Origin of the sequence: Amycolatopsis sacchari, from assembly GCF_900114035.1 — a bacterium.
Lineage (GTDB): Bacteria > Actinomycetota > Actinomycetes > Mycobacteriales > Pseudonocardiaceae > Amycolatopsis_E > Amycolatopsis_E sacchari.
On record NZ_FORP01000014.1, the window covers coordinates 97,621 to 121,296 of the forward strand.

The window sequence follows — 23,676 nt, forward strand, 5'->3', positions numbered from 1 at the left end:
GCCGCCCACTTTGCCAGCTACGCGGTGTGGGAGCGGTCCTGCACGCCGAGCCGGAGGTGCTCGATGTGGTAGACGGCCTCGTCGAGCAGCTGGGCGACGTGGTTGTCGTAGAGGCTGTAGACGATGCTGCGGCCGGTCCGCTGACCGGCGACGAGCCCGAGGTTGCGCAGCAGGCGCAGCTGGTGCGACACGGCGGACTGCTCCATGCCGACGGCTTCGGCCAGCTCGCCGACCGAGCACGGGCCTTGCCGCAGGCGGGTCAGCATGAGCAGGCGGCTCGGCGTGGCCAGAGCCTGCAGGGTGGCCGCGACGGTCGCGGCGCTCGCCGCGTCCAGCGTCGCCGCCGGTGCGTGCCTGCCTTCGACTCCGTGCCCCACTCGGCAATCCTAGCAAGAGAACACATGTAGATGTCTTCATATGTTCCTGTACCGTGGAGGCATGCTTTCCGAGGTGCGTTGGGCCGTGGTGGCCACGGGATGTTTCTTGGCGGCGCTCGCCGTGGACTTCGCGGGCGGTCCGGCGTGGCCGCTCTACGTCGCCTGTTACGCCGCGGGCGGCTGGGCGCCACTGCTCGACGGGCTGCGGGCGCTGCGCGAGAAGACGCTCGACGTGGACCTGCTGATGATCGTCGCGGCGCTCGGCGCGGCCGCGATCGGTCAGGTCTTCGACGGCGGGCTGCTGATCGTCATCTTCGCGATTTCCGGTGCGCTGGAGGCGGTCGCGACGCGGCGTACGGCCAATTCCGTGCGGAACCTGATGGTGGGCGAGGAGCTCGCCGCGGGTGCGGAGCTGGCGGTCGGCGACGTCGTGCTGGTGCGGCCGGGCGAGCGGATCGCCGCGGACGGCGAGGTGGTCGACGGCGTGAGCGAGGTCGACCAGGCGTCGATCACCGGGGAACCGCTGCCGGTGCCCAAGGGCGTGGGCGACGAGGTGTTCGCCGGCACGCTGAACGGCACCGGCGCGCTGAGGGTGCGCGTGACGCGGACGGCGGAGGACACGGTCGTCGCGCGGATCGTCGCGATGGTCGAGGAGGCGTCGGCGACCAAGGCGAAGACGCAGCTGTTCATCGAGAAGATCGAGCAGCGGTACTCGGTGTGCGTCGTGGCGGCGACGCTCGCGTTGTTCTTCGTGCCGCTGGCGTTCGGCGCCGCGTTGCAGCCGACGTTGTTGCGGGCCATGACTTTCATGATCGTCGCCTCGCCGTGCGCGGTGGTGCTGGCGACCATGCCGCCGCTGCTGTCGGCGATCGCGAACGCCGGCCGGCACGGGGTGCTCGTCAAGTCGGCCGTGGTCATGGAACGGCTCGCGACCGTCGACCGGGTCGCGTTCGACAAGACCGGCACGCTCACCGAGGGCGCGCCGCGGGTCGTCGAGGCGGACGACGAGGTGCTGCGCCTGGCCGCGGCCGCCGAGTACGGCAGCGAGCACCCGTTGGGTCGCGCGATAGTTTCTGCCGCGCAAGAACGCGGCCTGGAAGTATCTTCCGCGCGAGAGTTTTCTGCGGTGCCGGGTGTCGGGGTGCGGGCCGTCGTGGACGGGCGGCGGGTCTTCGTCGGGCGTGGGTCTGGCCGGGGCGACGGTGAGGTTGGGCGCAGCGGGCTTGGGGCTGGCGGGGGCGACGGCGTGGCCGGGCCGGTCGGGGATGGGCTGGACGACGGCGAGGTCGGGCATGGGCCGCGCGGGGGTGACGGCGAGGTTGGGTCGATCGGGCGTGGGCCGGACGGAGGCGAGGGCGAGGTCGGCCGTGGGGCGACAGCGAGCGCCGTCGAGACCAGCCGGAGCGGGCCTGGGCCGGTCGTGTTCGTCGATGGCGTGGAGGTCGGGCGGATCGTGCTCAGTGATCGGTTGCGGGACGACGCACCGGCCGCCGTGGCGGCGCTCGCCGAGTTCGAACCCGTCCTGCTGACCGGCGACAGCGACGAAGCGGCGCGCAAGATCGCCGCGGACGTGGGGATCGCGGACGTGCGCGCGGAACTCTTCCCCCAGGACAAGGTCACCGCCGTGCGCGAGCTGGGCGACCGGGTCCTCCTCGTCGGGGACGGGATCAACGACGCGCCCGCGCTCGCCGCCGCGCACGTCGGGATCGCGGTGGGACGGGTGGACCTCGCGTTGCAGACCGCCGACGCGGTCGTGGTGCGCGACGATCTCGCCGCCATTCCCTCGGTGATCAGGCTGGCCCGGCGGGCGCGGCGGCTCGTGCTCGCGAACCTGGCCATCGCGGCCACCTGCATCGTCGGGCTCGTGCTGTGGGACCTGCTCGGCGACCTGCCGCTACCACTGGGCGTCGCCGGGCACGAGGGCTCCACCGCGCTGGTCGCGCTCAACGGGTTGCGCTTGCTGCGGAAGTCGGCGTGGGGCTGACGGTCGTGGCGGGAACGCCGGCGTTCTGATCAACTGGACTGCATGACGGGACACATGACCCCGGAGGAGTTCCGGCGGTACGGCAGGCAGGTGGTCGACCGGATCGCCGACTACCTGACCGGCGTCGAGCAGTACCCGGTGCGGGCACAGGTGCGGCCGGGCGACGTGCGCACGCGGCTGCCCGCGTCCCCGCCCGAACGGGGCGAGCCCTACGAGCACCTCCTCGCCGACCTCGACACCGTGCTCATGCCGGGGATCACGCACTGGCAGCACCCGAGCTTCTTCGCCTACTTCCCGTCCAACGCCAGCGGTCCGAGCATCCTCGGCGACCTGCTGTCGGCCGGGCTCGGCGTCCAGGGCATGGTCTGGGCCACCAGTCCCGCCGCCACCGAACTCGAAACCCTCGTCGTCGACTGGCTCGCCGAACTCCTCGGGCTGCCGGAGCGCTTCCGCACCGACTCGGCGGGTGGCGGGGTCATCCAGGACTCCGCGTCGAGCGGGGCGCTCGCCGCGGTCGTCGCGGCGTTGCACCGGGCCAGCGGTGGCAAAGCGGGAACCGAGGGGCTCACCCGCCGCTACACGATGTACGTGTCCTCGCAGACGCATTCGTCGCTGGAGAAGGCCGGGCGCATCGCGGGATTGGGCGCGGACAACGTCCGCAGCGTCGCCGTGCACCCGGAGACGCTGGAGATGGACCCGGCGCACCTGCGGACGCTCATCGAGCAGGACGTCGCCGCCGGTGCCACGCCCGCGCTCGTCTGCGCGACCATCGGCACCACCTCCACCACCGCCGTCGACCCGGTCCGCGCGATCGGCGAGCTCTGCCGCGAACACGGGATCTGGCTGCACGTCGACGCCGCGTACGCCGGGGTTTCGGCGGTCTGCCCCGAAATGCGGTGGATCAACGACGGCGTCGCGGAATACGCGGATTCCTACGCCACCAACCCGCACAAGTGGCTGCTGACCAACTTCGACTGCGGGGTGCTGTGGGTCGCCGACCGCCGCCCGCTGGTCGACGCCCTGTCCATCCTGCCGGAGTTCCTCCGCAACAGCGCCACCGAATCCGGCGAGGTGATCGACTACCGGGACTGGCAGGTGCCGCTCGGCCGCCGGTTCCGCGCGCTCAAGCTGTGGTCCGTCATCCGCTGGTACGGTGCCGAGGGCCTGCGCGAGCACATCCGGACGGGAATCGCGCTGGCCCAACGGTTCGCGGCGCTCGTCGACGCCGACCCCGATTTCGAGCTGCGCCCGCACCACCCGTTCGGCCTCGTCTGCTTCCGTCCACTGAGGACAGACGCACTTGCGCTGATGGAGCACGTCAACGCCTCGGGACAGCTGTACCTGAGCCACACGAAGATCGGCGACGACGTGTGGCTGCGGATGGCGATCGGCGCGCCGACGACCACGGCCGAGCACGTCGACGCCGCGTGGGAGGCGCTGCGCGCAGCTCAGTCCAGGTAGGCGTTCAGCGTCAGCTCCAGCGTGCCGGGCAGGTCGCGCTCGGCGAGCCCGCCCCACAGCCACAGCTCCGCCAGGCCGTGCAGCGCGGCCCACAGCGACGCCGCGAGCATCCGCGGCTCGGCGTCGGTCCGCCAGCCCTCGGCCTGCGCCGCCTCCACGAGCTTGGTGAACCGGATGAACACGGTCTGGTCGAGCTCGGCGGTGTCGATCAGGTCGTGCCGGAACATCAGCTCGAACATCGCCGGGTTGCGCTTCGCGAACGTCAGGTACGCCCGGCAGGCGGCGCGCAACCGGTCCAGCGCCGACGCCTCCGGCAGGTTCACCTCGCCCAGCTCGGCGAACCCCTCGCTCGCCACGGCCGACAGCAGTTCGGCGCGGCCCGTGAAATGCCGCAGCGGCGCACCGTGGGAAACCCCGGCTTCCCGCGCGATGCGCCGCAACGTCACCGCCTCCACGCCTTCCTCGGCGAGGAGCGTGATCGCGCTGGAGATCAGGCGCCGCCGGGGAGCGCTGTCCACGGGTTCAGTTCGTCGGGCAGCACGGGCAGCAGCTCGGGCCGCTTGGGGGTGAACCCGTCGCCGGGCGAGCGGCCGATGAACCAGTTGCGCGTGCGGCTCACCGCGACCGGCAGCACCTCCTGCCACAACCACCGCGCGTGCGCGCGCAGCCCCGGCTGCAGCGGCTCGCCCGGCAGCGGCGCGAGCCACTCCGGATCACAAGGAACACCCAGCTGGGTGAGCAGGTGGGCGGCGAGGCGGCGGTGCCCGGGTTCGGACAGGTGCAGCCGGTCGGGCCCGAAGTACCGCAGGTCGTGCACGTCCTCGTCGGACAGGTCGACCAGCAGCGCGCCGTACCGGAGCGCCGCCGCGCGGACCGCGTCGTTGAGCGCCTCGATGCGGCCGCGCACCCGCAGCACCCCCGGCATGCGGCTGGAGACGTCCGGCAGGGTGAACACCGCGACGGTGGGCACGGCCCTGGTCAGGATGCGCACGGCCGCGTCCACGCGTTTCGCGACGACGGCGGGACGGAAACTCCTGGTCATCACGTCGTTGGCGCCACCGAACAGGGCCACGAGATCGGGCTGCAGGTCCAGCGCGGTGGGGATCTGCTCGACGATGATCTGGTCGAGCCGCCTGCCGCGGACGCCGAGGTTGGCGTACCGGAACTGGGGGCTGGCCGTGGCGAGTGTCGCCGCGACCAGGTCCGCCCAGCCCCGGTACTGCTGGCTGCCGGGGTACAGGTCGTGCAGCCCCTCCGTGCAGCTGTCGCCGAGGGCGACGAATCGTTCGTACTGCATTCAGGTCTCCGTCATGAGTTGTTCACCCAAGAAGACCTTGTGTACCAAAAGATGTAGACAGTGTCTACCGGACTATTTCCAGTCCACCTGCGGCGAGCGGTAGAAGTCGATGCCCTGCTGCTCCCAGCGCGGTGCCTGGTCGGCCAGGCGCTCGCGGTAGGTGTTCCAGTCGTGCGTCGACCGCGGTGACCAGCCGATCTCCGCGATGCCCGGCAGGCGTGGGAACGCCATGAACTCGATCGCGTCGCTGTTGGTCAGGGTTTCCGACCACAACGGCGCCTCGACGCCGGCGACCTGCTGCTCGCTCACGCCCTGCACGGCCGTCGCCGGGTCCCAGTTGTAGGCGTCCTGGACCTCGACGTAGCCGGCCCAGTGCAGGCCGAGCGGGCTGTCGGGGTTGTACTGCATGTCCAGGTACGCCTTGTTCGCCGGCGACATCAGGATCTTGTTGCCACGCGCGGCCGCGGCGGCCGTCGCGTCGTCCTGGCCGTCGGTGTCCCAGAACTGCGGGACGGTCGTGAGCGGCGGGTTCACCTTGGCGATCTCGTTCCAGCCCTGGGCGAACTTGCCGTACTTCGCGACGATCGGCAGCACGTTGCCCATGAACTTCTGGTAGTCCGCCTCGGTGGTCGCGTGCGCCTCGTCGCCGCCGATGTGCAGGTACTTGCCCGGCGTGATGGCGGCCAGTTCGCGGATCACGTCGTCGAGGAACTTGTACGTGATGTCCTTGTCGACGCAGAACGAGCTGAACCCGACGTCGATGCCGGTGTACAGGGGCGGTGCCACGCCGTCGCAGTTCAGCTCCGCGTACGACGCCAGCGCGGCGTTGGTGTGGCCGGGCATGTCGATCTCGGGGATGACCGTGATGTGCCGCGAAGCCGCGTACGCGACGATGTCCTTGTACTGGGCCTGCGTGTAGTAACCGCCGGGCCCGCCGCCGACCTCGGTGCTGCCGCCGTACGTCGCCAGGCGCGGCCAGCTCTTGATCTCGATGCGCCAGCCCTGGTCGTCGGCCAGGTGCAGGTGCAGGGTGTTGATCTTGTACTGGGAGATCTGGTCGATGTACAGCTTCACCTGGTCGGGGGTGAAGAAGTGGCGCGCGACGTCGAGCATCGCGCCGCGGTAGCCGAACCGCGGGTAGTCGGTGATGCTGCCGCCGGGCACGACCCACCGGCTGTGCTGCACGGTTTTCGCCTCGATCGTCGCGGGCAGCAGCTGGCGCAGGGTCTGCACGCCGGCGAACAGGCCGTCGGTGGTGTTGGCGCGGATGGTCACGCCGCGCTTGGTGACGTCGAGCTGGTAGCCCTGCGCGCCGACCTTCGCGGTCTTCGCGACGTCGAGTTCGATCTTCGGGGTCACCGCGAAGGGCACGACGGGCAACCGGTAACCGGTCGACGGCCGCAGCAGGCCGCCGAGGTAGTCGGCGACCTGCCGGGCGTCGCGGTCGGCGACGATGACCGTCGCCGGGGTGAGCCGGAAGTCGGCTCGGGGATCGGGTTTGGCCTGCACGGGGACGGGAATGACGTCGGCCAGCTGTTTGGTGCTCTGGTCCGCCGCCGTCGCGGGCTGGGCGAAGGCGGTGAGCGTCAGCAGGGCCGCGCCGAACAAACTTGCCAGGGACACGCGTCTACGCATCGGGCACTCCGGCTGTCGGGGAGTAGATCCCAAAGGTATAGACCACTTGTCCGTGGATGGCAATGGTGGCGGTGGGCCCGGTTCCCCCGGACGGCTCAGTTCCTTCGTACGGTGAGCAGCAGCGGGGTCGTGCTCCCTCGCCGGGCGGCGAGATCGGCGAGGAGCCCGGCGAACGCGTCCGGGGACCACTTCGCGTGGTCGAGCGAGATCAGGTGATCGGCGATCGGGGATCGCCCGCCGTCCAGTGTCACGCCGGCGGGCGTTCGTGCGGCCCGATCGCCGTCGTCGAACCAGGCAGCCGTGACCAGCGACGGCGAGCGCCGGATTTCCGGCCGCGATGCGGGGTCGAGGCAGTGGACGGGCAGGAGTACCCGCAGCGCGTCCAGTTCCAGTGCACCGACGCGGGCGACCGTGTCGGCGGCGCAGTTCAGGAACGGCTGCACCGGCAGGGCCGCCCGTCCGGGACGGGCCCGGCCGTGACCTGGAACCACGCGGCGAGCGGCGCCTCGGCGAGGGGTGCTCCCGGTGCGAGGCCGGGAAGCGCTTTCCCGTCACCGACCGTCACGGCCTCCGTTCAGCGGAGGACGGCGCGCAGGGCGTCGAGCACCGACGGGTCCTCGATGGTCGAGGGCACGGGCTCGTCGCGGCCCTCGGCGATGCCCCGCATCGTCTTGCGCAGGATCTTGCCCGACCGCGTCTTCGGCAGCGCGTCCACAATGGACACCTGACGGAAGGCGGCGACCGGCCCGATGTCGCGGCGGACGGCGGCGACGAGCTCCTCCCGCAGGACGTCCTCGTCGACCTCCACCCCCGCCTTGAGCACCACGAACCCGCGCGGCAGCTGACCCTTCAGCTCGTCACGCACGCCGATCACCGCGCACTCCGCCACCGCCGGGTGCGCCGCCAGCACCGCCTCCATCGAGCCCGTCGACAGCCTGTGCCCGGCCACGTTGATCACGTCGTCGGTGCGGCCCATGACGAACAGGTAGCCGTCCTCGTCGCGGTAGCCGGAGTCGCCGGTGAGGTAGAAGCCCTCGTACCGCGACAGGTACGCGTCGATGTAGCGCTGGTCGTCACCCCACAACGTCGGCAGCGTGCCGGGCGGCAGCGGGAGCTTGATCGCGATGGCGCCCTCGCGGCCGGCGGGCAGGTCCTCGCCGGACTGGTCGAGGATCCGCACGTCGTAACCCGGCATCGGCACGGTCGCCGAGCCCGGTTTGACCGGCATCGGCTCGAGCCCGCGCGGGTTGGCCGCGATCGCCCAGCCCGTCTCGGTCTGCCACCAGTGGTCGATCACCGGCACACCGAGCTTCTCGTGCGCCCAGTGCAGCGTCTCGGGATCGAGGCGTTCACCCGCCATGAACAGCGTCTTGAAGTCCGCGAGGTCGTACGCCTGCAGCTCGCGCGCGTCGGGGTCCACGCGCTTGATCGCCCGCAACGCCGTCGGGGCCGTGAAGAGCGCTTTCACGCGGTGCTCGGAGATGACGCGCCAGAACGCGCCCGCGTCCGGAGTGCCGACGGGTTTGCCCTCGTAGAGCACTGTTGTGGCCCCAACGAGCAGAGGTCCGTACACGATGTACGAGTGCCCGACGACCCAGCCGACGTCGGAGGCGGTCCACCAGATGTCGCCGGGCTGGATGTCGTACACCGCGCCCATCGACCAGGCGAGCGCGACGGCGTGACCGCCCGCGTCACGTACGACGCCCTTCGGCTTCCCCGTGGTCCCGGACGTGTACAGGATGTACAGCGGGTCCGTCGCGGCGACGGGCACCGGGTCCACGGGCGGGGCGTCCAGCTCGGTCCAGTCCACGTCACGCGGCCCGAGCTCGGCGCGGAGCGCGTCGCGCTGGAGGACGACGACCTTGTCCGGCTGGTGGTTCGTGGTCTCGAGCGCCGCGTCGATGATCGGCTTGTACTCGACCACGCGGCTCGGCTCGATCCCGCACGACGCGGCCACGATGACCTTCGGCTTGGCGTCCTCGATGCGCGCGGCCAGCTCTTTCGGGGCGAAGCCGCCGAAGACGACCGAGTGCACCGCGCCGAGCCTCGCGCACGCGAGCATCGCGATGACGGCCTCGGGGACCATCGGCATGTACACGATGACGCGGTCACCCTTCGCGACGCCGAGCGAACGGAGCGCACCGGCGAAGCGGGCAACCTCGTCCCGCAGCTGCGAGTACGTGTACGTCCGCTTCGAGGACGTGACCGGGGAGTCCCAGATCAGCGCCGCCTGCTCGCCGCGCCCGCGTTCGACGTGCCTGTCCAGTGCGTTGTACGCCGTGTTCAGCTCGCCGCCCGGGAACCAGCGGAACAACGGGGCGCGCGAGGAATCGAGCGCGCGCTCCGGCTCGCGGATCCAGTCGATCGCCTTGGCCGCGCCCAGCCAGTACCCTTCGGGGTCGGTCAGGCTGCGCTGGTACTCCTCGGCGTAGGTGCCCACGGGACAGACCTCCTCGTCGTCGAAGCCGCTGGTGCACAGCTCATCACCCGGAACCGGGATGCGGCAACCCGCCGGGCGGGCCGCGCGTCCAACGGGCTAATAGGGTGGGGCAGACGGAAACACCCGAGCAGGAGGGACCGGCGTGAACGCTTTCGCCAGCTGGTTGCTGTCCCTCGCGCACTCCCTGTTCAACCCGGGCTTCTGCCCCGGTGACTGGGTGTGGGCGACCAGCGCGGCCGGCGCGATCCTCGCGTTGTTCCCGATCGCGGCCGCGGTGATCGTCGCGCTGATGCGCAAGTTCACCGGGAACACCTACGACGCGGTGACCATCGGTGTGATCGCCGTCACCGGGCTGGTGCTGGTGTTCCTGCTGCCGTGGCTGCTGGCGAACGGGGCGTCCGCGACCTACCGGGCCGCGTTCGCGGGGCAGGGCTCGGGGCTGTCGGCCGCCGAGCTGTCCACCTTCGGGCGGGACTACTGCTCGTTCATCGGCAAGCAGAGCGAGTACCTCGGCGGCGGGCAGAACGTGTTCGAGACGCTGTTCTACCCGTCGGGCAACAAGCTCGCCTACGGCTACTACCTCGGCGCGCTGATCGGCCTGCCCGCGGCGTCGCTGTTCTTCGTGATCCTGCAGGCGCGCACGGCGATGCGGCGCGGGCAGAAGTGGCCGGGCCGGCTGCTGTGGGTGCCGTTCGTGCTGTTCGCGGTGTTCAGCTCGACGGTCGAGGCCAACACGGCGGTGCACCTGTGGCTGGGTTTCCTGCCCGTGACTGTGCTGGGCCTGATCCCGGTCGCGCTCGTGGGGCCGCCGCCGTGGTCGGTGATCAACCGGCCGAAGCAGGAGCGCCGCCCCGAGCCACCGCCCCCGCCGCAGCCCAGGCCGGAATCGAAGCCGGAGCCGCGGCCGACGCCGCCTCCGCAGCAGCAGCCGTACAAGCCGACGGCGATCGCCCCGGCGCCGCAGCTCGCGGCCACGCCGGGCCCGGTGCCGGTGCCGCCGGGCTCGACGTCGAACGGCAGTGACCGGTACCGCCGGATCAAGCGGCTGGGGCACGGCGGGTTCGGCACGGTGTGGCAGGCGGTGGACAACCAGCTGGGCCGCACGGTCGCGTTGAAGATCGCGCACGCGCCGGACCGGGACACCGAGGAGCGCATGCGGCGGGAGGCCCGTGCGCTGGCGATGGTGAACCACCCGAACTGCGTGCGCGTGTACGACCTGGTCGAGGAGCCGGACGGGCTCGCGCTCGTGATGGAGTACCTGGAGGGGCAGGCGCTGGCGACCGCGGTCGACGGCATGGGCCCGCTCGACGACATCGCGGCGGGCAGGCTGTGGGCGACGATGGCCGGTGCGCTGCAGGCGGCGCACGAGAAGGGTGTGCTGCACCGGGACATCAAGCCGTCCAACGTGATCCTGGACCCGAGCGGCATCCCGCACCTGATCGACTTCGGCATCGCCCGCAGCCGTGGCGATTCGACGATGACGGCGACGGGCATGATGATCGGCACGCCGGACTTCGTGGCCCCGGAACAGGCGGCGGGCGCGGCGGCCTCCCCGGCGTCCGACGCGTGGCAACTCGCGGCGACGGTCAGTTACGCGTTGTCGGGTTACCCGCCGCGCGGCACACGTGAAAGCCCGATGGCGGCGCTCATGGCAGCGGCCAGGGCGGAACCCGTGTCGCGGCTCCCGCAGCGCTCGGCGCACGCCCGCCTGCTGATCGCCTCACTCGACAACGAACCCCGCCGCCGCCCCACGCTCAACGTGGTCCGGCGCGAGGTGGAGGGCTGGCTGGCGAGAGCGGGAAAGAGCCCGGACGGCCCGGTGACCCGCATCGTGCCGAGGGCGCAGCAACAGCCCTCGGGGACAAGGGTCATGCCGCCGCGGGGCTGAAGGGCTATCGACGCGCGATCAGGTACAGCGCCGCGAGTGCGACAGCCACGGCTGCGGCGATGATCGTTACCACGATCGAGTTCGTGGCCAAGTAGACCGTGCCCACGCTGACGAGGACACCGTTCACCAGCTTGCGGACGGCTCCGAGGTTGCCGTCAGGCCGAGGCGGGCCTCCTGCCGGTGTGCGAGAGTTCAGATCCTTACCCATCGGTACGCCCTTCTGGTGACAACGGCGGAATGAGCAGGAAGTGGCTTGAGGCGCGTGTTGGCCGCCACCCTTGAGTAGGACCGCCTTCACAGTCCATTGCGCAACACAGCCTGATCGGCTGAGCGATTCGATCCGACGCTTGACGAGGGACATTGCCACCCCGGAGTGGTCACCTCATCATAAGGCGACCCTGGGCCAGTGGGCGTATGCCGAAACCATTTTTTCACTTATTTGGTTTGATTTTCGGTTACCCACTTTTGCCGGAGATTGCGGAGATGTTGCCGCGGCTTGCCCCGCTTGGCTTACCATGACCAAACCGGCATCCCTCCAAGTCGGAGTCGGAGGAATAGTGTCTGAAGGATCGAGTCCGGAGCAAGGTCGGCTGGGGTGGTCGGTGGTGGCCGTCGAGCAGGCTCTGCGTTGGCTGGCGACACACAAAGGTTCGGTACCCCTGGCCCTTCTCCGGGAGGCGCTCGAAGAGCCGGGAGGTGACGCGGACGCCAGGTTGCAGGCTCTGGTCGCACCGACCGCCTCCCTGCCTGGCGGGGCAGTCGAAGTCCGAGCTCAGGCGGCATGGGGACTTATAGTCGATTCGATAAGCAGGATTGGCTCGATGGAGTCGAGGCGTCGCAGGGTCTTGTTGGCTGCGTTCCGGCTGTCGCTCGGAGACGGAACGCCGGTCGATTGGAAACCGAGCCTCGACGCTCGTTTTGAACAGCTCAGGCGGATGGAAGAAGCTTCGGGTCGCTCTGGTTCGAGAACCGTCTCGCCGATGCACAAGGAGTGGCGACGATCCCTGGTTGAAAAGTTGTCTCCCGTGCTTCATGAGCGACTTTCCCAGCTGGCTGGGGACGGCAGGCTTTGGTCGCATTATGTGGCTCTTGCCAGAGAAGTGGAATCGCAGAGTGAATATGGGCTCTCAACCGGGCTGACCGTGGGGTCGCCGTCTGGTTACAGGGCGCCCTCGGAAGGGGCTCAGCCGGTCTTCGTCGATCTCTTCGTGACGACGGTTTTCATGGAGAAGAGATCAGTTTACCGTCGGATCACAGAACGGCTCGTTACTGCTCGGGAGGACGGTGTCGACTCCTACCTGGCAACTTCCCTTGCGGGCAAGAGTGATGACATCAGCGGTGTCCCCGTGCGGGATCTGTGGGGTTGCCGGGCCGAGCCGCTACGATCGCCGCCTGGCGAGCCTTCACTCACTCTCCTGCGCTTTCCCAGGGCGCTGAAGCGCGGCGAGAGCCACTGGTTCTCCTCTGAGGCGATCGATTCGAACACGAAAGAAGAGCGGTTGTGGGTGAACGTCGAGGTCGACCACCACGGCATAGCGCCAGGTCGACTGCACCAAAGCCAGGTGCCTGTAGCCGGTCTGACAATCCGGATCAAGTTCCAGGAGGGATATCTCCCTGAATCATGTTGGTGGTACGCGGAGCAAACTGAACGAGAGCGCCGCATCAGGCCACCGGACGGGGACCCTCGGCTGATTCCGGTTACCGACGATTCAGTGCAACACACGTTCGGGCAGCGCTGTCATCCGCGGGAAAGCTATGGCATTGCGCTACGCTGGCCGGGTTCTGTGGACGGTCACGTCCACTGAAGGAGCAGGAAGGGGTCAGCCCGTGGCTTACGACGGCGGCAGTAGCGGCAACTGAAGGACGAGCGACGCAGAAAGGCCGCGCTCCGCTGAAGTGGGGCCTTTCTGCGTTCCTTCTGCTTACCGCCAGCTGGGGAGCCACAGTTCTGCTTGCCAGTGGCCTCCCGAGATCGAATCCCCGTTCAGGATCGGCCACAGCCAGGCGAAGTTGGCCACCACGAGACCCACGTACAGGGCCACCACGAGCAGGCCCGTCCCCCTGCGCTCGAAACCTCGCTTCGCGCTGCCCAGGATCTGGCCCAGCGCGAGTGTCAGGCCCAGTGCGAGGAACGGGGCCATCGGGGTGGCGTAGAAGTAGTACATCTGCCGGTCGATGTTCGTGAACCACGGGAGGTAGCCCGCGAAGTAGCCCACGAGCACGGCCGCGTAACGCCAGTCGAACCGGAACAGCCAGCGCCACAGGCCCCAGCCCAGCATCGGGAAGGCCAGCCACCACGTCGCGGGCGTGCCGATGAGCATCGTGGCCTGGACGCAGTCCGTGCTGCCGCACGTCGTGGTGCCCGACTCGTAGTAGTACAACATCGGCCGCAGGCCCATCGGCCAGGTCCACGGCTTCGACTCCCACGGGTGCGGATCGTTCTTCGGCGTCACCAGGGTTTCGTGGAAGTGCAGCACGTTCATCGAATAGTCACCGAGCGACCGCAGCGCCGGGGGGACCCAGCCCCAGAAACCCGGGGCGATGCCCTTGATCTCCGTGTAGTGCCGGTCGGTCGCCGACTCGCTCGCGAACCACGCCCACCAGCTCGCCACGTACATCAACGCCGGCAGTGCCACGATCGCCCACAGCGCGGGCAGCACGTCCCGCCGGAGCGTGCCCAGCCACGGCCTCGGCACGCCCGCCGCGCGCCGCGCCGCCACGTCGAAGCCGACGACGAGCAGCCCGAAGAACGCCATGTAGTACAGCCCGGACCATTTGACCGCGAACGTCAGCCCGACGCACACCCCCGCCGCGAACCGCCACCACCGGAACCCCAGCCGCGGCCCCCACGGCGACTCGTCCGCCCAGCCCTCGCGCACCGCGACCGCCAGCCGCTGCCGCACCTGGTCCCGGTCCACCAGCAGGCAGGCGAACGCCGCGAACGAGAACAACGCGATGAAGATGTCCAGCATCCCCATCCGCGACTGGATGAACAGCACCCCGTCACAGACCACCAGGATGCCCGCTACGGCCCCGAGCAGCGTCGACCGCGTCAGCCGCCGGGCCGCGCGCACCACCAGCACCACGATGACCGTCCCGGCGAGCGCGGACGCGAACCGCCAGCCCCAGCCGTTGTAGCCGAGCATCCACTCGCCCAGCGCGATCAGCTGCTTCGCGAGCGGCGGGTGCACCACGAGCTCGTACCCGGCGTTGTCCTCGAACCAGCCGTTGCGCAGCATCTGCCACGCCTGCGGCACGTAGTGCTTTTCGTCGAAGATCGGGGTGCCCTTGTCGGTCGGGAACCCCAGGTTCTGGAACCGCGTGATCGCCGCGAGCGCGCCCAGCACCAGCGTGACGACCCAGCCCCGCAGCCGGTCGGCGGGCATCGGCCTGCCGAGCAGCGTCGCCTCGCGGTCGGTCGGCGGGCGCAGGGCCTCCACCGGGTCCGGGGACGGGCGGGTCAACAGTGCTGTCACGGGCCTGATACTAGGCGTCACGCGGAGCGTGTCCATTGAGGGCGGTGGTGGGGAAGTGGCTGGCCCTAGGGGTGACCAGGTGAGTTCGTCGTCGCCGTAGGGTGGAACCATGCCGCTCGTTCTCGCCGCCACACCGTTGGGTGACTCGCGGGACGCGTCGCCGCGCCTGGTCACGGCGCTTGCCGAGGCCGACGTCATCGCGGCCGAGGACACGCGGCGCCTGCGTGCCCTCGCCGCCGCGCTTGACGTGACCCCGCGTGGACGCGTCGTCAGCTTCTACGAGGACGTCGAAACAGCGCGCCTGCCCAAGCTGCTCGAAGCCCTCCACGCGGACGAGACCGTGCTGCTCGTGACCGACGCCGGGATGCCCAGCGTCTCCGACCCGGGGTACCGGCTCGTCGCGGCGTGCGTCGCCGAGGACCTGCCCGTGACGTGCCTGCCGGGCCCGTCCGCGGTCACCACCGCGCTCGCCGTGTCCGGGCTGCCCAGCGACCGGTTCTGCTTCGAAGGCTTCGCACCGCGCAAACCCGGCGAGAAGGCGCGGTGGTTCGCCGCGCTCGCCGGTGAGCAGCGCACGGTGGTGTTCTTCGAGTCCCCGCACCGCCTCGCCGCGACGCTCGCCGAAGCCGCCGACGCGCTGGGCGAGCGCCGTGCCGCCGTGTGCCGCGAGCTGACGAAGACCTACGAGGAGGTGCGCCGCGGCACCCTCCCCGAGCTCGCGGAGTGGGCCGCGGACGGCGTGCGCGGCGAGATCACCGTCGTGCTGGAGGGCGCGCGTCCTGCCGAGGTGAGCGTGGCGGACCTGGTCGAGCAGGTGAGCGCCCGCGTCGCGGAAGGGGAACGGCTCAAGGCCGTGGCGGCCGAGGTCGCCGAGGCGGCCGGGGTGTCGAAGAAGGAGCTGTACGACGCGGTCCTCACCGCCCGGCGGAACGGTGTTACCGGCGGGTAAGGTTCGGGGCATGCGTGCTGTCCAGGTGACGGAGTTCGGTGGTCCCGAAGTCCTCAAGAACGTCGAACTGCCCGAGCCCGTGCCCGCCGAGGGGCAGGTCCTGATCGAGGTGGACCACGCCGGCGTGAACTACGCCGACACCCACCAGGCCGAGAACACCTACCTCGCGCCCAGCCGCCTGCCGCTCGTGCCGGGTGGCGAGGTGGTCGGCCGCACCCCGGACGGACGGCGGGTCGTCGCCCTGCTGAACGGCGGCGGCGGTTATGCCGAGCGGGCGGTCGCGGACGCGGGCATGTTCGTGCCGGTGCCGGACGGGATCGACGACCTCACCGCGTTGTCGTTCATCGTGCAGGGTGCGACCGCGTGGCTGCTGCTGCGCAAGAGCGCGCACCTCGAGGCCGGGGAGAGCGTCGTCGTGCACGCCGCGGCCGGTGGCGTGGGCAGCATCGCCGTGCAGCTGGCCAAGGCGTGGGGCGCGGGCCGCGTGATCGCGACCGCGAGCAGCGAGGAGAAGCGGTCGCTGGCGCTCGAACTGGGTGCGGACGTCACGGTCGACTCCCGTGCCGAGGACATGACCGCTGCGCTGCGCGAAGCCAACGGCGGCAAGCGGGTGGACGTCGTCCTCGACATGACCGGCGGGCGGGTCACGGACCAGAGCGTCGCGGCGCTGGCGCCGTTCGGGCGGCTGGCGTTCTACGGGATGGCGAGCCGCGAGCAGCCGAAGCCGGTGCAGCCGGGCAGCCTGCTCAGGCACTCGACGGCGATCGCCGGCATGTGGCTGCCGCACGCGTTGTCCTTGCCGGGCAACGTCTTCGGCACGGCCATGGCGGAGCTGTTCGACCTCGCGCTCGCGGGCCGCGTTCGCGCGATCGCCGGTGGCGAGTACGGGCTTTCCCAGGCGCGCGAGGCGCACGAGGCGTTGCGTTCGCGGGCGACGGTCGGGAAGCTGGTGCTGGACCCGCGCCGGTGACGCGAGCAGGGAGGTGCGGATGACCGAGGACGATCCGCATGTCCACGTGGAGCGCAAGGTGGTCGAGGCCGGCGCCGCCTTCCGCGGCGCGGTGGGATCGCTGCTGGGCGTGGTGCCCGACGCCCCGGCCGTGGTGACCACGGGTTGCGGGCTCCAGGTGCCGTACGCGAACACCTCGACCCGGCCCGAGAGCGTCACCTGCCTGCCGTGCCGCGAGCACGCCCGGCGGGAGCACCTGCGCTTCGCCGAGCAGGTCGAGAACCTCAGCCGGATGCCGGGCGCGGCGATCACGCGGGAGCAGGCGGCCGAGGCTGTCGCGAAGCACCGCGGCCTCGCCGACCGCTTCGCTTAAACCGCCGCGCCTTCGGCGAGGGCGGCGGCTGCGCGGACGAGGGCGGCGACCTCCTGCGAGCGGCTGCTGGCCGGCCACGCGATCACCGTGGTGATGTGCGGTGCGTCGACGACGGGCACCGCGACGTGTTCCGGCCACTGCCAGGCGCGGCTGGAGGCCGGGATGACCAGCAGCGTCTTGCCGAGCGCCACGAGCTGGGCGAGCTGCGACTGCGTGTGCACCTCCGGGCCGGGGCCCTCCGGGTACGTCCCGTCGAGCCGGGGCCAGCGGGCGATCGGCAGGTCCGGCACGTGGCTCACCTCCGCCATCGTGAGCTGCTCGCGCGACGCCAGCGGGTGCGCCGCGGGGAGGATCGCGACCTGGCCCTCCGTGTGGAGGTCCTCGGTGTCGAACCCGGCGAGGTCGTCGACCGGGCGGTGCATGATCGCCACGTCGGCGTGCCCGTCACGCAGCAGCCCCGCCTGCTCGCCGACCTCGCACAGCAGGACCTCGACCGGGACCGGCGCCGCGTCGAGGAGCCGTTGCAGGAGCTCGTGCGAGGCCCCGGCCTTCGTCACGAGCACCAGCGGCCGTTTCCCGTCCGCGGCCCGGCGTGTCCGGCGCACCACGGCTTCGACGGCCGCGAGCGCCGCCCTGGCTTCGCGCAACATCACCTCGCCCGCCGCGGTGAGCGAGGCACCGCGGCGGTCCCGGTCGAAGAGCCGGACACCGAGCCGCTGCTCCAGCTGGCGGATCGCCCGCGAGAGCGGCGGTTGCGCGATCCCGAGCCGGACGGCGGCGCGGCCGAAGTGCAGTTCCTCGGCGACAGCCACGAAGTACCGCAGCTCGCGGGTTTCGAGATCGTCCACCCCGCCGAGGATACCGCCTGATACCTGCCGAGTATCAGTGTCGCGTGATGGTGAAGTCCGTGCCGTCGGAGGCGATGACGCCCGGCGTCCAGGTGTACGTGCCGCGGTCGTCGGCGTCCAAAGCGGACGGTGACGTCGACGCCAGGTTGGTGCCGTTGAACTTCACGCCGGTGAAGGTCACCCCGCCGTTGATCGTCGGGTACGAGTCCGTCGGCGACTCGATGATGGCCTCCGCCGAAGAATGCCTCGACGTCAACGACTTCGTGACCGTCTTCGTCCAGCCCTTCGTGGTGTCGCTGATCGACAGCTGGTAGGTGTTCGTGCCGGTGCGGGTGACCGTCGCGCTGATGTGGTCGCCCGCGCTCACCGTGTTGCTGTAGTACACGGGCGCGGCCGGGTACATCTCGTACCACGCCTGGTACACGGGCCTGCCGCTGGAGCAGTCCGTCGCGACCCCGGTCTGCTCCACAGTGGACGAACCGTCGCCGTCGATGCCGACCCACGGGGCGAACAGGTCGTTGCGGGAGTTGCACGTCACCGACGGCTCTGTCCAGCTCGCCGTCGCCGTGGTGAAGCTGCCGAAACTCACGTAACCGCCCCAGTTCCCGCCCGCGAAGCTGTGGGCGCCGAACACGGGGGCCGCCGCCGCCGGACCCGCGAAGGCGGTGACGGCGACGGCGGCGGTGGCGAGCAGGGTTGCGCTGCGGGCGGGCCTGGGGAGCATGGCGGATTCCTTTGCCTGGCGGGGACGAAAGCCGGTCACCGAGCATTATCGAATCGGGAAATCCGCCGCCGACAGCTACTTTAGGCGCAAAATCGCAGCTCAAGCCGGGGTCAAGGAACGGTAAATCACCCCAGCTGCGCCTTGGCCGCGTCGGCGAACGCCGTCGTGTAGGTCTTCGACAGGTCGATGCGGTCCTTGTGGTTCTTGACGTTCTTCGAGAAGCTTTCCAGCACCTGCAAGGCGTTCTGCGCCCCGGCGGGGTCCATCCGCCCGTCGGCGTTGAACATCCCGATGCTGTCCCTGATCGACTTCACGTACAACGCCGGGTCCCCGCCCGCGAACGACGCCGGCATCTTCGCGGCGATCTCCTCCGGCGAGTGCGTGTCGATCCACCGCAGGGTGGACACGAACGCGTTCGCCAGCTTCTGCACGACGGCCGGGTAGCGCTGCACGATCTCGCAGTTCATGTACAGCGACGTCGCCGGGTACAGCCCGCCGAGCGCCGCCCGCGTGCCCTCCTCGGTGCGCAGGTCGTAGATTACCTTGCCCTGCCCGGTGTTCACGAGCTGGGCGATGGTCGGGTCGGTCGTCATGCCCGCGTCGATCCCGCCGTTGTTCAGCGCGGCGATGAACGTCTGCCCGGCACCGACCTTCACCGGCGTGTAGTCCTGCGCGGTCACGCTGGCCTTGCCCGCCAGCGCCTTCGTGAGGAAGTCCGTGGACGAGCCGAGCGACGTGATGCCGAGCTTGCGGCCGCGGAAGTCGCCCGCGTCCCGGATCTGGTCCGCCTTGGCCGTGCTGACCACCTCGGCCTCGCCGGGGATGTTGGCCATCTGCACGACGCTCGTGATGCACTGCTCCTTGGCCTGCAGGTCGATCGTGTGGTCGTAGAACCCGACCACCCCCTGCACGTCGCCCGCGAGCAGCGCGGTCTCGGCGTTCGCGCCGGACGGCTGGTTCAGCAGCTCCACGTCCACGCCCTGCGCGGCGAACCCGCCGAGCTGCTGGGTGAGCATCGCGGGCAGGTAGATGACCTTCTCGATGCCGCCGACCATGATCCGGATCTTCGGCGTGCCGTCCGCGCCGGTGCTCAGCGTGCGGGAGTCCCGGCACGCGGTCGCCCCGGCGAGGACCAGCACCAGTGCGAGCACGATCCCGGTGATGCGCTTGAACCCCATGTCAGATCCCGCTCGCCGCCGTGCCGCCGGGCGCCGGGCGCCAGCGCAGCAACCGGTTCTCCAGCCGGGAGATCACGAACTCGGCCAGCAGCGCCACCACGGTGATGATGATCATCCCCGCGTAGATGCCCGCCGAGTCGAACGTGCCCTGTGCGTTGGAGATCAGGAAGCCGAGCCCGGCCTGCGCGCCGGTGTACTCGCCGACGACAGCGCCGATCAACGCGAAGCCGAGCGCGGTGTGCAGCGACGACAGGATCCAGGAGGTCGCGCTGGGCAACACGATCGACGTGAGCACCTGCGTCCTGCTGGCGCCGAGGATCCGCGCGTTGTCGATGACGTTGCGGTCCACCTCGCGGGCGCCGGTGAAGGCGTTGAAGAACACCGCGAAGAACACGAGCACGAACGCCGTCGCGACCTTCGACGACAGCCCGATGCCGAACCAGATGAAGAACAACGCCGCGAGCACGATGCGGGGCAGCGCGTTGGCCGCCTTGACGAACGGCGCCAGCACGTCGGCGAGGTAGCGGCTGCGGCCCAGCAGGACGCCGATCAGCACGCCGGCCAGCACACCCAGCACGAGGCCGAGCAGCGCTTCCTCGACGGTGACCCAGATCTGGTACCAGATCGGGCCGAAGTCGGTGCCCTCGGTGAACCACTCGCCGAGCCGCTGCGCGATCTTCGACGGCTTCGAGTAGAAGAACGGGTCGATCCAGTAGGTGGCGGTCAGCTCCCAGGCGCCGAGCCACACCACGACGATCGCCAGGCGCAGCAGCCACGTGTTCCGCTTGCGCCGCAGGTGCGCCCTGCGTTCGCGGGCGACGATGTCCTCTTCGGACTCCAGCACCGGGGCCGGTGCGGTGAGCACGTCAGGCGACACGGGAAGCACCCCTTTCGCGGGCCTTGTCCACCTCGGTGCGCAGCGATTCCCACACCTCGCGGTAGATCTTCAGGAAGTCCTCGGTGAGCCGCAGCTCCTCCACCTCGCGCGGGCGCGGCAGCGGCACGTCGAACACGGCCTTGACCGTGGCGGGACTGGCGGTCATCACGACGACCTTGTCGGCCAGCGCGATGGCCTCTTCGAGGTCGTGCGTCACGAAGATGACCGCGGCGTCGGTGCCCTGCCACAGGCGCAGCAGCTCGTCCTGCATCAGCGCGCGGGTCTGCACGTCCAGCGCGGAGAACGGCTCGTCCATCAGCAGGATCCGGGGCTGGGTCACGAGCGTCTGGGCGAGCGCGACGCGCTTGCGCATACCGCCGGAAAGCTGGTGCGGGTAGTACTTCTCGAACCCGGCGAGGCCGACCCGCTCGATCCAGTCGGCGGCCTGCCTGCGGGCTTCGGCCTTGCTCGCGCCGCGGTAGCGGGGACCGGAGACGACGTTGTCCAGCACCGAACGCCACGGCATCACCGCGTCGTTCTGGAACATGTAGCCGACACCGTCCGGAATGGACCGGACCGGCTCGCCGTGCACGCGCACCTCACCGGCGGAGGCGGGCTGCAGGCCGGAGACCAGCGACAACGTCGTGGACTTGCCGCAGCCCGTCGGGCCGACGACGGCGACGAACTCGCCGGCGGAGACGGTGAGGGACAGGTCGCGGACCGCGGTGTGCACCGAACCGTTCCCGCTCGGGAACCTCTTGGTGGCACTGATCAGTTCGATCAGGGGAGGGGCCATCGGGTGACTCCTTCGTCACAGGCGCTCGTTTCCCGCTGACCGTAGGAGTGCGTGAAGGCGACGTGAAGCTTGTTGACGTTCTGCGTGCGCACTGTGCGTTGTCCACGTTTTGCTCATTTAGCGCGAGCGCTTGACCAGCGCGTATCGTCTCGGAGCATGCTGGACTTCCGCCGGATGCGGTTCTCGCGCCAGATCCTGATCCTGCAGATCGGCGTCGTCGTGCTGCTGCTGGTGATCGGGTTCCTGCTGGTGGGCTGGCTGCTGTGGAGCACGCTGCGCGACCAGTACGGCGAGCGGGCGCTGGGCATCGCGCGCTCGGTCGCGGTGGACCCCGTGGTGGTCGCGGACGTCGCCGCGAAGGAGCCCGCCGGTGACCTCCAGGAACGCGTGCGGGCGGTGACGCAGCGGACCGGCGCGTTGTTCGTCGTGATCACCGACGACCGGGGCATCCGGCTCGCCCACCCCGATCCGGCGCAGATCGGCAAGGAGGTGAGCACCCCGGCCGACGAGGCGCTGGCCGGGCGTGACGTGGTCAGCGCGGTGCAGGAGGGCACGCTGGGCCTGTCGGTGCGGAGCAAGACGCCGGTGCGCGACGGGGAACGGGTGGTCGGCGAGGTCAGCGTCGGTTACCAGATCGGTGCGCCGGTCGGGGAACTGGTGCGGTTGCTGTTGATCAGCCTGGCGTTCGCCGCGGGCGCGCTCGCGCTCGGCGTGGGCGCGTCGGCGTTGTTGACCCGTCGGCTGAACCGGCTCACGCACGGGCTGGAACCCCGTGAGCTGACGGAGTTGTTGTACGAGCGGGAGGCGGTGTTGCACGGCATCGGCGAAGGCATGCTCGCCGTGGACGCGCGGGGCCGCGTCTCCGCCCGGAACGACGAGGCCGAGCGGCTGCTGGGCAAGCCGTTGCCGGTAGGGGCACCGGTGTCCGAATTGGACTTGTCGCCGCGGCTGGGCAAGGCGGTGGCGGAACGGCAGCCGGTCGACAACCTGCTCGCGGTGGCGGGAAACCGGGTGCTGGTGGTGAACTCCCGCGCGGTGCGGCGGGACGACCGCGACCTCGGAACGGTGCTGACCCTGCGCGACCGGACCGATCTCGATGCGCTGACGAGAGAACTCGACGCCGTCCGGTCCCTTTCGGACGGTCTGCGGGCGCAGCGGCACGAGTTCAGCAACCGCCTGCACACGCTTTCCGGGTTGCTCCAGCTGGGGCACAACGGCGAGGCGATCGAGTACCTGCAAACGCTTACCGAGACCTCCATCGCGAGCCCGGAGGCGCTGGGCGACAGCGTGACCGACCCGTACCTCCAGGCGATACTGGCCAGCAAGATCGAGCAGGCGCAGGAAAAGGGCGTCACCGTCCGGCTTTCCGACGACTCGTGGGTCCGCACGGCGGTGACCGACCCGATCGCCGTGAACACCGTCGTCGGCAACCTGATCGACAACGCGGTGCACGCGGCTCGCATGGGCCCGCGCCGTCCGGCCACGGTCGAGGTCGCGTTGCTGGCGGAAGGGAGGACGTTGCACGTGTCCGTAGTGGACAGTGGTGCGGGGGTCGCGCCGGAGGTGCGGGAGCGGTTGTTCGACGAAGGTGTGACGACGAAGATCGCGCCGGGACACGGTTTGGGGCTCGCGCTGGCCCGCCAGGCGGCCCGCGCGCGGGGCGGGGACGTGTGGCTCGCGGATGCCGGCGGGGCCGACGCGGGCGCGATGTTCGTGGCCGCGCTGCCGGACCTGCTGGAGGGCGAGGCATGATCCGCACGCTCATCGTGGACGACGACTTCCGGGTCGCCGCCGTGCACGCGGGGTTCGTCGAGGAGGTGCCGGGTTTCGCGGTCGCGGGCACGGCGCACACGGCGGCGGAGGCGCGGGCGCGGGTGCGGGAGCTGTCGCCGGACCTGGTGCTGCTGGACGTCTACCTGCCTGACGAGTCCGGGCTGGCGTTGCTGCCGGAGCTGCGGACGGACACGATCGTCCTGTCCGCGGCGGCGGACACGCGCTCGGTCCGCGCGGCGATCCGGGCCGGGGCGCTGAACTACCTGATCAAGCCGTTCACCACGCGGCAGTTCGCGGAGCGGCTGAGCGCGTACGCGCGCTACCGGCAGCTGGTGGCCGACGAGCGGAACCTCGGGCAGGAGGAGGTCGACCGCGCCTTCCGGCTCCTGCACGAACAGGACCGGGCGGGCACGGCGAAAACCCAGTCCAGCGCGACCGCCCGGCTGGTGTCCGAGCAGCTCCGGCGCGCCGCCCGCCCGCTGTCGGCCGCCGAGGTCGCGTCGGAGCTGGGCGTCGCCCGCGCCACGGCGCAGCGCTACCTGACGGCGCTGGCCGAGGCGGGGACGGTGGAGATGCGCCTGCGGTACGGCGCGACGGGCCGCCCGGAGCACGAGTACAGCTGGCGGGCGTGAATTATGTTTGAAATGGTCT

At 70.3% G+C, this 23,676-nt stretch carries 21 protein-coding genes; 9 read left to right on the forward strand and 12 right to left on the reverse strand.

The window, feature by feature from the left end:
• Nucleotides 1-17: 17 nt before the first annotated feature.
• A complete protein-coding gene (locus tag BMZ92_RS22535; RefSeq protein WP_091510990.1) occupies nucleotides 18-377 on the reverse strand; it encodes an ArsR/SmtB family transcription factor in 360 nt (119 codons plus the stop codon).
• Nucleotides 378-438: 61 nt separating this feature from the next.
• On the opposite strand from BMZ92_RS22535, the gene BMZ92_RS22540 reads away from it, so the two are divergent.
• Nucleotides 439-2,361 (forward strand): HAD-IC family P-type ATPase, encoded by a 1,923-nt coding sequence (locus BMZ92_RS22540; protein WP_091510992.1) that lies wholly within the window; start codon nucleotides 439-441, stop codon nucleotides 2,359-2,361.
• A 54-nt stretch (nucleotides 2,362-2,415) separates the two neighbouring features.
• Nucleotides 2,416-3,822 carry a pyridoxal-dependent decarboxylase gene (locus BMZ92_RS22545; protein ID WP_091510994.1) on the forward strand — a complete coding sequence of 469 codons (1,407 nt, stop codon included), beginning with the start codon at nucleotides 2,416-2,418 and terminating at the stop codon, nucleotides 3,820-3,822.
• On the opposite strand, the gene BMZ92_RS22550 is transcribed toward BMZ92_RS22545, so the two are convergent.
• From BMZ92_RS22550 to BMZ92_RS22570, 5 genes are all read right to left on the reverse strand, one after another.
• Nucleotides 3,810-4,340: a TetR/AcrR family transcriptional regulator gene (locus BMZ92_RS22550; protein ID WP_091510996.1), complete on the reverse strand. Its 531-nt coding sequence runs from the start codon at nucleotides 4,338-4,340 to the stop codon at nucleotides 3,810-3,812. The two genes, BMZ92_RS22545 and BMZ92_RS22550, sit on opposite strands and share 13 nt — an antisense overlap.
• Nucleotides 4,313-5,119 (reverse strand): SGNH/GDSL hydrolase family protein, encoded by an 807-nt coding sequence (locus BMZ92_RS22555; protein ID WP_091510999.1) that lies wholly within the window; start codon nucleotides 5,117-5,119, stop codon nucleotides 4,313-4,315. The genes BMZ92_RS22550 and BMZ92_RS22555 overlap by 28 nt, the downstream gene beginning before the upstream one ends.
• Before the next feature lie 72 nt (nucleotides 5,120-5,191).
• Nucleotides 5,192-6,754, reverse strand: coding sequence for a beta-N-acetylhexosaminidase (locus tag BMZ92_RS22560; protein WP_091511001.1), 1,563 nt, complete (start codon nucleotides 6,752-6,754; stop codon nucleotides 5,192-5,194).
• Nucleotides 6,755-6,849: 95 nt separating this feature from the next.
• The gene (locus BMZ92_RS22565) at nucleotides 6,850-7,197 is read right to left on the reverse strand and encodes a hypothetical protein (RefSeq protein WP_091511003.1); all 348 of its coding nucleotides are present in this window, start codon (nucleotides 7,195-7,197) and stop codon (nucleotides 6,850-6,852) included.
• Between the two features lie 131 nt (nucleotides 7,198-7,328).
• Entirely contained in the window at nucleotides 7,329-9,194 is a 1,866-nt protein-coding gene (locus BMZ92_RS22570) for a propionyl-CoA synthetase (protein WP_091511006.1), read from the reverse strand.
• Nucleotides 9,195-9,336: 142 nt separating this feature from the next.
• On the opposite strand from BMZ92_RS22570, the gene BMZ92_RS22575 reads away from it, so the two are divergent.
• Both BMZ92_RS22575 and BMZ92_RS22580 read left to right on the forward strand, forming a co-directional pair.
• Nucleotides 9,337-11,082, forward strand: coding sequence for a serine/threonine-protein kinase (locus BMZ92_RS22575; protein ID WP_091511009.1), 1,746 nt, complete (start codon nucleotides 9,337-9,339; stop codon nucleotides 11,080-11,082).
• A 605-nt stretch (nucleotides 11,083-11,687) separates the two neighbouring features.
• Nucleotides 11,688-12,887 carry a hypothetical protein gene (locus BMZ92_RS22580; RefSeq protein WP_245783202.1) on the forward strand — a complete coding sequence of 400 codons (1,200 nt, stop codon included), beginning with the start codon at nucleotides 11,688-11,690 and terminating at the stop codon, nucleotides 12,885-12,887.
• Between the two features lie 117 nt (nucleotides 12,888-13,004).
• On the opposite strand, the gene BMZ92_RS22585 is transcribed toward BMZ92_RS22580, so the two are convergent.
• On the reverse strand, nucleotides 13,005-14,558 hold the full coding sequence (locus BMZ92_RS22585; RefSeq protein ID WP_091511011.1) for a dolichyl-phosphate-mannose--protein mannosyltransferase: 1,554 nt from the start codon (nucleotides 14,556-14,558) through the stop codon (nucleotides 13,005-13,007).
• 109 nt (nucleotides 14,559-14,667) lie between these two features.
• Between BMZ92_RS22585 and rsmI the strand changes: the two genes are divergently transcribed.
• The 3 genes from rsmI to BMZ92_RS22600 are packed head-to-tail and all read left to right on the forward strand — an operon-like array spanning nucleotide 14,668 to nucleotide 16,829.
• The gene (gene rsmI, locus BMZ92_RS22590) at nucleotides 14,668-15,507 is read left to right on the forward strand and encodes a 16S rRNA (cytidine(1402)-2'-O)-methyltransferase (protein ID WP_091511014.1); all 840 of its coding nucleotides are present in this window, start codon (nucleotides 14,668-14,670) and stop codon (nucleotides 15,505-15,507) included.
• Between the two features lie 10 nt (nucleotides 15,508-15,517).
• Nucleotides 15,518-16,477 (forward strand): quinone oxidoreductase family protein, encoded by a 960-nt coding sequence (locus BMZ92_RS22595; protein WP_091511016.1) that lies wholly within the window; start codon nucleotides 15,518-15,520, stop codon nucleotides 16,475-16,477.
• Between the two features lie 19 nt (nucleotides 16,478-16,496).
• Nucleotides 16,497-16,829: a hypothetical protein gene (locus tag BMZ92_RS22600; RefSeq protein WP_091511019.1), complete on the forward strand. Its 333-nt coding sequence runs from the start codon at nucleotides 16,497-16,499 to the stop codon at nucleotides 16,827-16,829.
• On the opposite strand, the gene BMZ92_RS22605 is transcribed toward BMZ92_RS22600, so the two are convergent.
• From BMZ92_RS22605 to BMZ92_RS22625, 5 genes are all read right to left on the reverse strand, one after another.
• A complete protein-coding gene (locus BMZ92_RS22605; protein ID WP_091511021.1) occupies nucleotides 16,826-17,677 on the reverse strand; it encodes a LysR family transcriptional regulator in 852 nt (283 codons plus the stop codon). The genes BMZ92_RS22600 and BMZ92_RS22605 overlap by 4 nt on opposite strands.
• Nucleotides 17,678-17,711: 34 nt before the next feature.
• Nucleotides 17,712-18,401, reverse strand: a complete 690-nt coding sequence (locus BMZ92_RS22610) for a G1 family glutamic endopeptidase (protein WP_091511024.1) — start codon at nucleotides 18,399-18,401, stop codon at nucleotides 17,712-17,714.
• Nucleotides 18,402-18,526: 125 nt separating this feature from the next.
• On the reverse strand, nucleotides 18,527-19,579 hold the full coding sequence (locus BMZ92_RS22615) for an ABC transporter substrate-binding protein (protein ID WP_091511026.1): 1,053 nt from the start codon (nucleotides 19,577-19,579) through the stop codon (nucleotides 18,527-18,529).
• A gap of 1 nt (nucleotide 19,580) precedes the next feature.
• A complete protein-coding gene (locus BMZ92_RS22620) occupies nucleotides 19,581-20,456 on the reverse strand; it encodes an ABC transporter permease (protein ID WP_091511028.1) in 876 nt (291 codons plus the stop codon).
• Nucleotides 20,446-21,252 (reverse strand): ABC transporter ATP-binding protein, encoded by an 807-nt coding sequence (locus tag BMZ92_RS22625; protein ID WP_091511031.1) that lies wholly within the window; start codon nucleotides 21,250-21,252, stop codon nucleotides 20,446-20,448. Before BMZ92_RS22625 ends, BMZ92_RS22620 begins: the two co-directional genes overlap by 11 nt.
• A gap of 156 nt (nucleotides 21,253-21,408) precedes the next feature.
• On the opposite strand from BMZ92_RS22625, the gene BMZ92_RS22630 reads away from it, so the two are divergent.
• Both BMZ92_RS22630 and BMZ92_RS22635 read left to right on the forward strand, forming a co-directional pair.
• The gene (locus tag BMZ92_RS22630) at nucleotides 21,409-23,004 is read left to right on the forward strand and encodes a sensor histidine kinase (RefSeq protein WP_425425847.1); all 1,596 of its coding nucleotides are present in this window, start codon (nucleotides 21,409-21,411) and stop codon (nucleotides 23,002-23,004) included.
• Complete coding sequence (locus BMZ92_RS22635; protein ID WP_091511033.1) at nucleotides 23,001-23,657, forward strand: response regulator; 657 nt, start codon at nucleotides 23,001-23,003, stop codon at nucleotides 23,655-23,657. Before BMZ92_RS22630 ends, BMZ92_RS22635 begins: the two co-directional genes overlap by 4 nt.
• Nucleotides 23,658-23,676 lie beyond the last annotated feature (19 nt).

What these genes read in the sequence shown, in the direction of transcription:
- BMZ92_RS22635 (WP_091511033.1), top strand. Translation starts at nt 23,001, where the DNA reads ATGATCCGCACGCTCATCGTGGACGACGACTTCCGGGTCGCCGCCGTG.
- BMZ92_RS22630 (WP_425425847.1), top strand. Translation starts at nt 21,409, where the DNA reads ATGCTGGACTTCCGCCGGATGCGGTTCTCGCGCCAGATCCTGATCCTG.
- BMZ92_RS22545 (WP_091510994.1), top strand. Translation starts at nt 2,416, where the DNA reads ATGACCCCGGAGGAGTTCCGGCGGTACGGCAGGCAGGTGGTCGACCGG.
- BMZ92_RS22600 (WP_091511019.1), top strand. Translation starts at nt 16,497, where the DNA reads ATGACCGAGGACGATCCGCATGTCCACGTGGAGCGCAAGGTGGTCGAG.
- rsmI (WP_091511014.1), top strand. Translation starts at nt 14,668, where the DNA reads ATGCCGCTCGTTCTCGCCGCCACACCGTTGGGTGACTCGCGGGACGCG.
- BMZ92_RS22615 (WP_091511026.1), bottom strand. Translation starts at nt 19,579, where the DNA reads ATGGGGTTCAAGCGCATCACCGGGATCGTGCTCGCACTGGTGCTGGTC.
- BMZ92_RS22595 (WP_091511016.1), top strand. Translation starts at nt 15,518, where the DNA reads ATGCGTGCTGTCCAGGTGACGGAGTTCGGTGGTCCCGAAGTCCTCAAG.
- BMZ92_RS22540 (WP_091510992.1), top strand. Translation starts at nt 439, where the DNA reads ATGCTTTCCGAGGTGCGTTGGGCCGTGGTGGCCACGGGATGTTTCTTG.
- BMZ92_RS22625 (WP_091511031.1), bottom strand. Translation starts at nt 21,252, where the DNA reads ATGGCCCCTCCCCTGATCGAACTGATCAGTGCCACCAAGAGGTTCCCG.
- BMZ92_RS22560 (WP_091511001.1), bottom strand. Translation starts at nt 6,754, where the DNA reads ATGCGTAGACGCGTGTCCCTGGCAAGTTTGTTCGGCGCGGCCCTGCTG.
- BMZ92_RS22610 (WP_091511024.1), bottom strand. Translation starts at nt 18,401, where the DNA reads ATGCTCCCCAGGCCCGCCCGCAGCGCAACCCTGCTCGCCACCGCCGCC.
- BMZ92_RS22555 (WP_091510999.1), bottom strand. Translation starts at nt 5,119, where the DNA reads ATGCAGTACGAACGATTCGTCGCCCTCGGCGACAGCTGCACGGAGGGG.